This is a genomic window from Bacillus pfraonensis (genome assembly GCF_050768835.1).
GTDB classification, from domain to species: Bacteria; Bacillota; Bacilli; order Bacillales; family Bacillaceae_G; genus Bacillus_A; species Bacillus_A pfraonensis.
In genome coordinates this window covers 1-11,793 of the sequence record NZ_JAHCDO010000060.1, presented here as the reverse complement: position 1 = coordinate 11,793, position 11,793 = coordinate 1, and the positions used below count along the sequence as shown (strand labels likewise).

The following is an 11,793-nucleotide window of genomic DNA, read 5'->3' as shown; positions in this document are numbered from 1 at the left end:
TCGAACGATGTTGGAATATAAAGCAAAATGGTATGGCAAACAAGTTGTTGTGGTATCTAAAACATTTGCTTCTAGTCAGTTATGTTCCAATTGTGGATACAAGAATAAAAACGTTAAAAATCTAATAATTCGTGAGTGGAATTGCTCTTCTTGTGGCACACATCACGATAGAGATAGGAATGCAGCGATCAACCTGAGAAACGAAGCAATTCGTCTCTTAACCGTAGGAACTACGGGGATAGCCTAATCCATTAGAGTTCGATAGAACTCTGTACTTAGGAATCTCCCACTTCAAACAGTCCGTAAGGACGTTAAGTGGTGAGTAGTTCAAATTCTATATAGTACATCCTGACACAGTATACGCTATGTTTAAATTCAGCATCATACTGCCCATTGTAAAAGAATAATTTTATAGTTTCCTTTAAATATAGAAGGTTCCTCATATACAATCTTTATTGGCAAATCCTTGCATATATCACTGAACTTCCGATTAATATCTGTGCCAAGCAAGGAAGTAATGGTGTTGATTATGTTTCTACTTATACTGGAAGACGATTCTTCAGGTAAAAATTTATCAAAAACTAATAAGAATCCTGTTTGTTTAGTTACTCGAAGAGCTTCAGCTAAAGCCTGCTTTGGATGTTCAACAACACTTAAAATGAGATTTAGAGATACTACATCAAAAGATTCATCTGGAAACTGTAGTTGCTCTGCATTCATTTGTAGAAGTGTAGCCTGATTTTCCTGTATTTTAGTTTTTGCTTTGTTTAACATATCTTGTGAAAGATCAATTCCTGTAATATGGACATCTGAAGGAATAAAACGAAAGTCCTCTCCAGTTCCGACACCAACAAATAAAATATCTTGTTTTGACTTAAGGGGAAGAAGGGAGAAAGCTCGCCCCCTTGCCTTTATAAATAATTTGTTACTCATTAAGTAATCATAAATTATAGAAATACCTTTATACTTAAGTTTATTCGTATGATTTTTCATCCTTTTACACCTCTTAATAGTTATAAAAAAGTACGAAAAAGACAAAGACATCCATTTCGTTTTCTACATGTGTTCTAGCTTGTAAGAAATTTCATTCCTGGCAGTGAACTATGTAATCTATGTGTGAATAGAACCAAGGGTTCATATCTATTTCTCCACGAGTCCCCAATTCGTTTCCCTCCATCAAGGATTACAAAATTATAGCTTTCTTTTTGCAAGTAATATCCCATGCTCAAACCAGCTTGACCAGCACTAACTATAATAAAATCTAACAAATAGTTCCCCTCAGTATCTACTTTTTACAACATATGAATAATTGTTCATATGTTCATATGTTTTTATTTATTATAGCACTCTATTTTTAAGCGTCAAGGGAATTTTAACCATTTTTTTAAAGAGGCACGGCCACATCGCTATCAATCTAGGGTTTTATTACACCCCAGAACGAAATATTTGGGCTTTCTTGTAACGAAAAAGCTTATTTATCGTTTTTGGGGTGACTTGTTTTCTTAAGTTGATGGATATGTGGCGATACCCCACATCCATCAACTTAAGGATTTAGGCTATTCTTGCAGTTAAAAGCACGTTACTATTCTCTGGTTCTGTTGCAAAGTTTTGTTAAGGTTAAGTGGTGCCAACAAAAAGTTGTACATTTTATGCGATTGTTAGTAGCTCCTGTAATTCATTGTATGTCGAAAAACCGAAGTCTGAGCCAAGACTTCGGTTTCATTTATATAAAGCATGAATGGTTTCGATGCCTTTCAAGGTACGGGAAGCGTGGCGAAGATTTTGAAATCCTGCGGATTTGGAAAAACGTTGCTTCACATGCCTATGGTCCTGTTCAATGAGATTGTTCAAATGCTTGATTGTACAATGAGTTGTATGTATATAAAAGCCTTGTTCTCTTAATTTGTTAAATGCGCAAAGTAATGCTGGTGCTTTGTCTGTAGTGAGAACCGCTGGTTCTTCAAACGTTTTGACTAATCTTTTCATAAAGGCATAGGCAGCCTGATGATCCCGTTTTTTACGAAGTTGAATATCCAATGTGTGCCCGTCTTTATCAATTGCATGATATAAATAACACCATTTTCCTTTGACTTTTATATAGGTTTCATCTAGTTTTCAAGATAATGGAACGTTTTTATTTTTCTTCTTCCAAATTTGATAGATAAGATTTCCATATTCATGAACCCAGCGCATGATGGTTGTTGGGTGAACCGAAATACCACGCTCTTTCAAGATTTCAGATACATCGCGATAGCTTAAAGAAAAACGAAAATAGTAGCCGACGGCTACCAAAATAATATCCTTTTTAAACTGTTTTCCCTTAAAATACCCCATATATCATTCTCCTGCTCACACTTTTTCTACAGGTTATCTTAGTTTAGAAATCTTTGCAACAGAACCCTTTTTGTTGTAATAGCAAAGAAAAAATATGTTTTAAAAACAAAACTGCTTTCACATTTAAACGTTTATTTAAGCCCTCAGGGCTGAGTAAAGTACCCGTAGTTGCATGAAGTCTACTACATAATCGAACTAGGGGATCACTTGCCACCCGTTGACTAATCCAAATAGTAGCTAAGTCTGATCCAGAAAACTTACGTTTTCACTTTATAAAACCGATTTCTCTTGCAAGTTCTTCCCCAAATGGTTGTAGTTCATCTTGAATCGAGAGATTCATATAAAAATACCATCCTTACTATTCTCTTTTTATCTAAATTGTACTAAAAAGGTATTGTTTTAGGATACAATGAAGTCAAAAGGGGCTATGTTACAAAATGAAAATTCCAGTATTTACAAAGGAACTACTCTCGTTATAAAATTAGACTGAACGGTCGGTTTGTAATTTGTTATAGGAGTGGATAATATGAAAGATCACATCATAACTTTACAAGATGGGCGTAAGTTAGCCTACATTGAATATGGTAAAACAAATGGATTACCAGTCATGCTATTCCACGGTACACCTGGTTCAAGAATTTGGTCATTAACAGATGATATGGTAGCCAAACGATTAGGGATACGACTTCTTTCAATAGACAGACCTGGCTACGGACTCTCTGATCCAAAACGGAATCGAACTGTTCTGGATTGGGCAGAAGATGTAAATGAATTAGCAGATCAACTAAAGCTCCAAACTTTTTCTATTATAGGTGTTTCAGGAGGAGGTGCTTATGCAGCTGCTTGTGCTTATAAAATCTCTGAACGTTTACAATCTGTACAGATGGTTTCTAGTACAACTCCGTTTGAGAATGAGAAGCCGCCAGCTAGTATGTGCCGTGAAAATCGGATTGCTTTCTTTCTCTCCAAACGATTACCTTTGCTATTAAAATGGGTATATCGTACTCAAAAAAAGCAAATGGAAAAAAAACCTGAAAAATATATACAGGGGATGAAAAAGGGGAATGCCCATTTATGCAAATGGGATCAACAATTTCTTCAAACAGATGAAGATATTAAGTTAACTATGATCCATATGAAAGAGGCATTAAGAAATAGTGTAGATGAAGCAGTAGCAGAACCTGCTCTCTTAGCAAAATATTGGGGCTTTAATTTTCAAGATATTTCTATCCCTATCCATATTTGGCATGGTACAGCCGACACTTTATCTTCAATAGAAGAAATAAAAAAATTAGCCTTAGTGAACCCTCATATAACAACACATTATATGAAAGATGCAGGACATTTCTTACCTGACGATCCTAACATATGGGAATCTATTTTACAAACAATTATCCAAGATACAAAGTAAACGATTCTGGTGCAAGAAATCTAGTAAACTTAGATATACTGATACTACTACTACTCTAAAAAAGGAGCATGATCAGTATGGAAAACCAAAATTTATTCAAATGGAAACATTATCAGCCTGATATTATCTTATTAACGGTACAATCTCAGTTTTCGTGATTTGGTGGAAATGATAGAGGAACGGGGTTTATCTATTTCTCATACATCGATTATGCGTTGGGTTCATCAGTATGGTCCTGAATTGGACAAACGGATTCGGCGTTACCTCAAACAAACAAATAACTCTTGGAGAGTTGATGAAACATATATTAAAGTAAAAGGGTAATGGATGTACCTGTATCGTGCTGTTGATTCGAAAGGAAACACAATCGATTTTTGCCTAAGCAAAACAAGAGATCGGAAGGCTGCAAAGCACTTTTTCAAGAAAGCTTTGCGGTCTTTTCATGTTTCAAAGCCTCGTGTTATAACAGTCGATAAGAATCCAGCTTATCCTATAGCAATGGAACAGTTGAAAAAAGAAAAAAGCATACCTGATGGTATGCAACTTAGGCAACAAAAGTACTTGAATAACATAGTAGAACAAGATCATCGTTTTATAAAGAAGCGTATCCGTTCTATGCTAGGGCTCAAATCTTTTTACACAGCTACATCCATTCTTTCTGGAGTAGAAGCCATGCATATGATTACAAAAGAACAGATTGATTTACGGAATCAGTCTGTCCAAACTCAGAAAGAATTCATTCATCAATTGTTTGGACTTGCAGCATAAGATACGATTCCGTTAGGAATATATGTGCTTTATTCTCTTTTATTTTTGCACCAGAACCTTTCTCTGTACTACGTAACATAAAAAACACTCCTTAATTAAATTTAAGTAATTAGGTTGCGGTCTATGACAGCAACCCTGTCACTACCCCATATAAAAAAATAGATAAGACCAGGAACTCGATCTTATCTATGGCATAAGGAGAAACAAATAGGGTGATAACCATCACTTTTTCATTATATTACATTAAATGTTAATTTTTAATATTATAAATACGAATATTGGTAATATCCATATTGAGAAATTTATTACTAATCTGTTTGCGGTATCAAAAGGTACACCTTTTGGAATAAAATAAATAAGGAAAAATCTTCAAATAGATTTTTCCTTATTTAATACCTTCTCTTAATTTAATTGGGTTTAGTAGGGGGGCAATTTTATTTATTCTTCGTGTTTTAATATTAGACGTTCGTTTAATGGTTGAATGTCACGATTATTATTATTGTAATAGCTTTGGAAAGCTTCTATTTGTACTTTTGAAACTTCTACCGGGTTTTTCATGACATACCATTCAACATTTTCTGAAAGTGGGGGAGTAGTCAATGAACCAAGGTAGTGATAATAACTTTTGTTGGTAGGAAGCATAGCAGCAATATTGATTTTACCAACAGAAGTGTTCTTATCACCTTTTTTAATACTATCAATCACTTTTTTGAACCCTTGGTTTTCTGAACCTTCTTTAAAGAACACACCAATAACAGCTAAACGACCGTCTTGTGCTTTATTTACAAAATGAGCTTCAATTGGATAATGCTTACTATCAAGTTTATGCTCACTAGGTGCATGAAAATGAAATTGTGTTAAATCAAAGTAACGACCATTGATTTTTGCTGTTCCAGTAACATCTACTTGGATACTGTGGCCATTATCCACTTCATCAAGTACAGCATTATTATAGTTAAGTTCGATTGCTCCATTGTCTTTCATTTCCTGTGTCTTAGTTGTGTCAATAGCGATTGGTGATTGTGTATCGCCTGATTCAAACTCCCAATTTTTTTGATCTTTGTAATTTACTTCATGTGTTGCAGTTGTCTTTTCTTTTTTGTCATTTGAAGCTATGTTATTACACCCTGTGATAAGTAGGGAAGATATCAGTAAACTTATCCACATGAAATTTATTTTCATGTTATCGCCTTCTTTCTAAAAATAGAGTACATATGATATATATTGGGTGTTTTTGCCCATCCCCCAAAAAGGGGGAATAATACAACATATACCAATCTGACACTGGATAGAGTGTTGTATAAATTTAATTATTTGCTATTAAAAGGAATTAGAGATTTTGTCGAGAACGTGCAAAAATGGGTCAAAGGATGTTTATGTCTATCAGTTATTTTTCAGTTGAAAATAACTAACTCGTGATAAATAAAAAGGAAAAGGACTGATAAGAAGTCCCTTTCCTTCTGCATTAGAAAATGGCGTATACACTTACAGTAAATGGTTCAGATGCATTTTTAGGATTCGCAATATACAATGATCTTGCTGATACTACACTTGTTCTATTACCACTTAATACATCGTGAAAAACAACGGGATCTGTACCAGCAGATACATCTTTCATAACATTAAAGCTAACAAAATCTGGATTTCCTCCACCCTCAATTTCCCACTTTAAATATTGTGTACCTGAAGGAAGGCTCTCAGTACTAAAGTTCCCACTTGAGCGGTTTTTTTGTCCATCTAAAGGTTTTGGTTGAGATAATACCGTTGCTACTAATTGTTGTGCTTTTGTTTCCATATTACATTCCCCTTTGCTTAATATATTTTAGTTAGATTACTACTGTAATCTAACTAAAATATATAACTAATAGAAACAAATAGGTATTGAGAAAATGTAATTTCTTGGGTATGTATAATTTATTTATTCGTAAATTATTGCATAAACTTGTATTTTAACTTTAGATGGTACATTTTTCACATTTTCAATATATAGGGGTCCCCATACATGCCCATCAACTTAAGAATGGAAACAAAGTGTACTTTCATTTTGAGGGGTCAAGCATTCCTAAAATAGAAGCATACTCTTAATAATACGCATACCAAATAAACCCTATCGGGTTCTGGTGCAAAGATAAAATAAAAGAGAATATAGCGCATATATTTCTAGTGGAATTGTATTTTATGCTGTTAGTCCGAATAATTGATGGATGAATTCTTTCTGGTTCTGAACAGACTGATCCTGTAAATCAATCTGTTCTTTTTTAATCATATGCATAGCTTCTACTCCTGCAAGAATGGATGTAGCTGTGCTAAAAGACTTGAACCCTAACATAGAACGGATTCGTTTCTTTATAAAGCGATGATCTTGTTCTACTATATTATTGAGATATCTAACTTGTCTTAGCTTTATGCCTTCGGGCATATGTTTTTCTTCTTTTAACGCTTGAATTGCTACAGGATAGGCAAGGTTCTTATCTACTGTTATCACGCGAGGTTTAGAAACGTACGAAAAAGCCAAGGCTTTCTTGAAAAAGCACTTGGCTGCTTGTTTATCTCTTGATTTACTTAGATAAAAATCAATGGTATTCCCTTCTGAATCCACGGCACGATACAGGTACATCCATTTCCCTTTTACTTTAATATATGTTTCATCAACTCTCCAAGAGTCTTTTTAAAGAACAACCGTTGAAATAGCTTGTTTATAGATCAATTGTTGGTTCCCGTTATTTAAAATCAATACCGTGAATTTATCTACTGCAAGAATCTTACCAGGTACTCTGAAACCGTTCATTAAGATGATCATAACTTCTTTTTTTGTCTCTATTGCTTGCTGATACAAATCCTCTTGAATATTAATCATTTAGATGGTTGCAACTCCTTTATTTTTTTAGAATCGTTCATGGCTTCTAAAAAAGCATATTCTTTTACCGTCATTTCAACGGTTGGACAATATTCGGTTTTTGATAATTTGTGAAGTAACACAAGGTTATTGCTTAATTTTTTTATCATGTCATCTAATGTAATTTGATCTACACCATACTCAATAACTGGATTTAAAAATACATCTAAGTTAATAAGACTTGGTTCAATGAGAGAAACAATTTCTTGTACTTTTGGTAATATAATTGCTTCATATCGCTTTTGGAATGATTCTAAGTCCTTTGGATCGAGCTCATTTTCGCATAACTTTCTAAAATCTGCCACTCGAATATTATTTTTTAACTCATCAATACGTTTTTGATAAAACGCTTGATCAAAACCGTCTTTATCTGCAATATCAAAATGAAGCTCTGTCTGCGATCTACACTTTTTTTTGTAAAAATCCATGAGGATTTGTTCTTTTGAATTAAACATCATAACAAAGACTGTTCGTTCTAAATTCGTGACTTGGTTGACGACACTTAGTGTTTCATCTAATACTTTTGCTCGTTCTTCATCACTTAACTTTCGAATAGAGGAAGGAACAAGGGTTTTTATATTTTCAAATGCTTCTGATACTAGGATACGTTGAAGCGACACCTGGGCGATGTCCGGTAAACAAGGATTTGTTGTTCTATCGAGAAGAAACAAATCCTTAATTGCTCGTACTGTATGTTTGATTTCTTTTTGAGCCTGCCGAATTTTCTCTATACTTCGGTCAACATATTGTGGTTGTTTTAGGCGATTGAAAATATACCCACGTCTTTCTTCGAAATGTTGCTGTAAAAGTGACATCGTTGTTTCCCCTCTCCGATTTTCTGAATTGACTAAACTTTCCTTTTATATTGTATCATCAAACTTTATGAATTAGGGGACAGTAGCAAAGTTTATTTAAATAGACAAAGTTTGAAAGTGCATATTAGACAATCAGAATCGAATATTCTTTACCAAGGTAATTGTCAAAACGAAACCGAAGTCTTGGCTCAGACTTCGATTTTTCGACATACAATGAATTACAGGAGCTACTAACAATCGCATAAAATGTACAACTTTTTGTTGGCACCACTTAACCTTAACAAAACTTCGCAACAGAACCATTTCACGAATTTGTAATCGTACATATCTTTTCCTTCTTTTGATAATTTTTACCATTTAGGAAGAGATATGTATTGTGCCTTTTTGACTGTATAGCTGTACTCCTTTTTTTCTTTTATACGACCGATCCATGAATGAGCGAAAAGAGATTACTTCTTTTTTAGATAACATAATCATAGCCCCTTTAATTTTCATCAAGGTGTGCACAATATTCTGAGCAATATTTCTTTCCACGATACTCCCAATACAGCCAAGCCGACAAAAAATATTCACTGCTGATTGTTCTATATACATTGCCAAAGGTTGTCTTGAGAAATAATTTTCTTCCGAAAAACACATTTACACATACATTATTTGTAAGATATGATGAGGGTAATGTTCCGAATAAATGAATTATTAGTAAAATATGTATTTTTATTAATAGTTTCAAAAAGGGGGATGTAATATGAAAAAATTACATGCATTAGTATTAACAATGGGTTTAATGACTTCAGCTGTAGTTGTACCTACTGCTACTTTTGCAGAAAGTGATGATTTACCTTATTTGAATGAAATTAAGAAAATGCAACCGGATTTGAGTACATCGGAATTAATATCAAGTATTAATGAAATGGCAAAGAATACAGGAAATACGAAAGAGGCAATTACTAAACAAATTTATAAAGAACTCAAAGCAGATGAAGCTCAAGGTAAAAAAGAAGCAAATAAAAAAATAAACACGTTAGGCGGTAGTGGTGGTACAGTATCTGTAGGTAATAGCAATATGGGCGATTTCTTTTATACTGGTTCATATACTGCATATTTGAATCATGGACATGTTGGTATGTACTATAATTCAAATACAATTGTAGAATCAGTTCCAGGTGATGGAGTACGTACACTTAGTACAACAGCTCGTAAAGTCGATAAAGGCGACGCTGTTGTCAAATCTGTAAATACTACTTGGCAAAACAAAAATGAAGCTGCATGGTGGGCGAAAAATCGTGTAGGTAAAGACGGATATTCTTATAATTTCGCCACGAATAGAACTACTGGTCATTATGGAGCTAAAAATTGTTCAAAACTTATCTGGTCAGCTTACCAGCTTAATGGTGGTTTAGATTTAGACAAAGATGGTGGCGCTGGCGTATATCCACGAGATGTTCGTGATGCGAAACAGACATCAGTAGTTCGAAATATCTAATAGAAAGAAGTGCAACGAATCCATTTGTTGCACTTCTTCTTGTAAGAAAGGAATATATCATAATGAAAAAACTACTATTTGTTATTTTAGGTGTAATTGTGATTACAATATTAGTCTATTTTTTCTTTTTCAGTAACTCAAATGTGGATTTGATATCTGAGGAAGATATTCAAAAAAAAGATTTTTTGAAGGATAAACAAGCTGTGGTATATCTTTCTTCTACAGCTGATCAAGACATGGATGGTAAAGGTATTAGTTATGCAGTGTTTATTAATAAGAATGGAGAAGCAAGTGGTTATAAAATGAATGGTTTAGAGCTTGGTGGTATAGGAGTATCAGAAAATAAAAAAGAACTTTTATTAGAAAGTAAGGATAAGCTTAAAATTGTAGGAGAGAACTTTAAAGAGTTTAAGATGAAATACCAACATACAGGAGATTACAGAGCATATTTAAAAAACATCGACTTGTTTGTAAACATCTATAATTCTGGTAGTAATCCTGATACCGGAGGATATGATTCAAATATTGTATATGGTAATAAAAAAGGTATTCATAAAGGAAATATCCCATATTATCTTATGAGCTCTGGAGTGGATGAAGAAACTATTTTGGTCATAACTCAAGATATAGACAAAAAAGAATATAGTCTAAAAAAGGTAACATTTAATGATTTAAAGATGAAGCTTGAAGGTGTTACAGAAATTAGTTTAGATAAAAATATGTCATATTCTAGTTATTCTTCTATTTTAAGTGATGAAAATTTTTATTATACGGTTTTAGTTGAAAATGGTAATACGATTAAAGGAAAAGTTTATTTGTTACGTATCAATAAAACGACATTAAAACAAGAATTAATTTTGTTGTCTTCCGAAGAGGATACTACAGCTTCAATACCTTTTACAAAAAACAATTCCGCATATCTACATAACAATGAATTATATTTTATAAATGGATTAGGTAACGTTATTATGTTTAATACACAGACAAATACAGTAAATACTAAGTTTAAGATTGACTATCATGTAACAGATGGTGTTAGATACAATGAGCAAACTTTCTTCAAGGACAATCAATTACATGTCTTACGGTATGATAAAAATCGAAAAAGTAAATATTATATAGAAATTTACTCTTTAAAAAATGGGAAGAAGATTAAAGAAAGTGAAGTTATAGGTATGGAAGAAATTATTAACTCTGTGCGGGGAGGAAAATCAATTCATGCTTATGACTTTAAAGTGTTAGGTTCAAAAAATTAAATAAGTAATCTAATATAAACTCCTTTTAATTATGTTTCGTTCAAAATCATTTCATATAAATAAACTGGTTCTGTTGCAAAGTTTGAAAAAAGTATACACAGGTTGGTAAATGAAGAACAATGTTTAGGAAGTAGCTGTAAAGTGATAATAAAGTTATTTAATTTCGATATAAAAATATAAGAGCCTTACTACATTTTTTGTAGTAAAGCTCTTTAAAGTTGTTTAATTTTTATCCATTTAAATGTATTGGTACTCAAAAATCAATAATAAAGTGGTTTAATTCTTATTGAACTAAAGCACTCGTTACTCTATTTAGTTAGATAAGTTATTTATAAGAAAGATTGTCAATCACTTGAATAGCTAGTTTCAACGCTTTTATTCTTCTTTCTAAAAGCGTTCTTTGGAGACTAACAGCCTTTGACTTAACATAAATATTCTCAATTAATGGAAGTAAACCAATAAGAACACTGCGAGCTTCTGTCAAATCTTCCTGGTTGTAATGATGGGGTCTTTGATTCCAAACGTTTTCTAGCATTGCTAAGCCGATGCAAACAGCTTTGAGTCGTTTCTTTACTAAGGTAGTATTTGCGCCTTTCTGAGTCATCTATGAGGTTCTGTTGCAAAGATTTCTAAACTGAGATAACCTGTAGAAAAAGTGTGAGCAGGAGAATGATATATGAGGTATTTTGGTTCTGTTGCAAAGTTTTCTAAATGAGGATACACTCTAGAAAAAAGAAGCCAGGAGAATCACAAATGCGATATTTTAAAGGGAAACAGTTCAAGAAAGATATTATTTTAGTAGCTGTCGGCTACTACTGTCGTTTTTCTTT

9 protein-coding genes and 8 pseudogenes are annotated in these 11,793 nt (G+C 33.1%); 7 read left to right on the top strand and 10 right to left on the bottom strand.

The features are described from left to right. The coding region (locus tag KFD70_RS27865; protein WP_431613520.1) for a zinc ribbon domain-containing protein at positions 1-247 on the top strand (247 nt) is incomplete at its 5' end. A 134-nt stretch (positions 248-381) separates the two neighbouring features. Here KFD70_RS27865 and KFD70_RS27860 read toward each other — a convergent pair. The 4 genes and pseudogenes from KFD70_RS27860 to KFD70_RS27845 all read right to left on the bottom strand — a co-directional run. Next, positions 382-993, bottom strand: coding sequence for a class I SAM-dependent methyltransferase (locus tag KFD70_RS27860; RefSeq protein WP_336454454.1), 612 nt, complete (start codon positions 991-993; stop codon positions 382-384). A gap of 83 nt (positions 994-1,076) precedes the next feature. Continuing rightward, positions 1,077-1,268 (bottom strand): annotated as a pseudogene (locus tag KFD70_RS27855) (NAD(P)/FAD-dependent oxidoreductase); the annotation flags it as partial. Between the two features lie 379 nt (positions 1,269-1,647). Beyond that, positions 1,648-2,334 (bottom strand): annotated as a pseudogene (locus KFD70_RS27850) (IS6 family transposase). Between the two features lie 67 nt (positions 2,335-2,401). Beyond that, a pseudogene (locus KFD70_RS27845) lies at positions 2,402-2,674 on the bottom strand (IS4 family transposase); the annotation flags it as partial. Positions 2,675-2,860: 186 nt separating this feature from the next. Between KFD70_RS27845 and KFD70_RS27840 the strand changes: the two are divergent. Together KFD70_RS27840 and KFD70_RS27835 are read left to right on the top strand one after the other, a co-directional pair. After that, on the top strand, positions 2,861-3,745 hold the full coding sequence (locus KFD70_RS27840) for an alpha/beta fold hydrolase (protein ID WP_336454453.1): 885 nt from the start codon (positions 2,861-2,863) through the stop codon (positions 3,743-3,745). 77 nt (positions 3,746-3,822) lie between these two features. Beyond that, positions 3,823-4,513, top strand: a pseudogene (locus KFD70_RS27835) (IS6 family transposase). A gap of 438 nt (positions 4,514-4,951) precedes the next feature. On the opposite strand, the gene KFD70_RS27830 reads toward KFD70_RS27835, so the two are convergent. The 5 genes and pseudogenes from KFD70_RS27830 to KFD70_RS27810 form a co-directional block, all read right to left on the bottom strand. Beyond that, complete coding sequence (locus KFD70_RS27830; protein WP_336454452.1) at positions 4,952-5,695, bottom strand: carbonic anhydrase; 744 nt, start codon at positions 5,693-5,695, stop codon at positions 4,952-4,954. A 283-nt stretch (positions 5,696-5,978) separates the two neighbouring features. Then, the gene (locus KFD70_RS27825) at positions 5,979-6,308 is read right to left on the bottom strand and encodes a DeoR family transcriptional regulator (protein WP_336454451.1); all 330 of its coding nucleotides are present in this window, start codon (positions 6,306-6,308) and stop codon (positions 5,979-5,981) included. A gap of 381 nt (positions 6,309-6,689) precedes the next feature. Beyond that, positions 6,690-7,178: pseudogene (locus KFD70_RS27820) on the bottom strand (IS6 family transposase); the annotation flags it as partial. Between the two features lie 3 nt (positions 7,179-7,181). Continuing rightward, positions 7,182-7,370 (bottom strand): RNA chaperone Hfq, encoded by a 189-nt coding sequence (gene hfq / locus KFD70_RS27815; RefSeq protein WP_241819274.1) that lies wholly within the window; start codon positions 7,368-7,370, stop codon positions 7,182-7,184. After that, positions 7,367-8,224, bottom strand: coding sequence for a hypothetical protein (locus KFD70_RS27810; RefSeq protein WP_336454450.1), 858 nt, complete (start codon positions 8,222-8,224; stop codon positions 7,367-7,369). Before KFD70_RS27810 ends, hfq begins: the two co-directional genes overlap by 4 nt. 161 nt (positions 8,225-8,385) lie before the next feature. Here KFD70_RS27810 and KFD70_RS27805 point away from each other — a divergent pair. From KFD70_RS27805 to KFD70_RS27795, 3 genes and pseudogenes are all read left to right on the top strand, one after another. Further along, positions 8,386-8,469: pseudogene (locus tag KFD70_RS27805) on the top strand (IS6 family transposase); the annotation flags it as partial. 500 nt (positions 8,470-8,969) lie between these two features. Further along, entirely contained in the window at positions 8,970-9,707 is a 738-nt protein-coding gene (locus tag KFD70_RS27800; protein ID WP_336454449.1) for a hypothetical protein, read from the top strand. 62 nt (positions 9,708-9,769) lie between these two features. Next, entirely contained in the window at positions 9,770-10,963 is a 1,194-nt protein-coding gene (locus KFD70_RS27795) for a hypothetical protein (RefSeq protein WP_336454448.1), read from the top strand. Between the two features lie 325 nt (positions 10,964-11,288). Here the strand turns inward: KFD70_RS27795 and KFD70_RS27790 are convergent. Next, positions 11,289-11,567 (bottom strand): annotated as a pseudogene (locus KFD70_RS27790) (hypothetical protein); the annotation flags it as partial. 149 nt (positions 11,568-11,716) lie between these two features. Here KFD70_RS27790 and KFD70_RS27785 point away from each other — a divergent pair. Then, positions 11,717-11,793 (top strand): annotated as a pseudogene (locus KFD70_RS27785) (IS6 family transposase); the annotation flags it as partial.

Coding starts and splice junctions, on each gene's coding strand:
- KFD70_RS27860 (WP_336454454.1), bottom strand. CDS start 993: ATGAAAAATCATACGAATAAACTTAAGTATAAAGGTATTTCTATAATT.
- KFD70_RS27840 (WP_336454453.1), top strand. CDS start 2,861: ATGAAAGATCACATCATAACTTTACAAGATGGGCGTAAGTTAGCCTAC.
- KFD70_RS27830 (WP_336454452.1), bottom strand. CDS start 5,695: ATGAAAATAAATTTCATGTGGATAAGTTTACTGATATCTTCCCTACTT.
- KFD70_RS27825 (WP_336454451.1), bottom strand. CDS start 6,308: ATGGAAACAAAAGCACAACAATTAGTAGCAACGGTATTATCTCAACCA.
- hfq (WP_241819274.1), bottom strand. CDS start 7,370: ATGATTAATATTCAAGAGGATTTGTATCAGCAAGCAATAGAGACAAAA.
- KFD70_RS27810 (WP_336454450.1), bottom strand. CDS start 8,224: ATGTCACTTTTACAGCAACATTTCGAAGAAAGACGTGGGTATATTTTC.
- KFD70_RS27800 (WP_336454449.1), top strand. CDS start 8,970: ATGAAAAAATTACATGCATTAGTATTAACAATGGGTTTAATGACTTCA.
- KFD70_RS27795 (WP_336454448.1), top strand. CDS start 9,770: ATGAAAAAACTACTATTTGTTATTTTAGGTGTAATTGTGATTACAATA.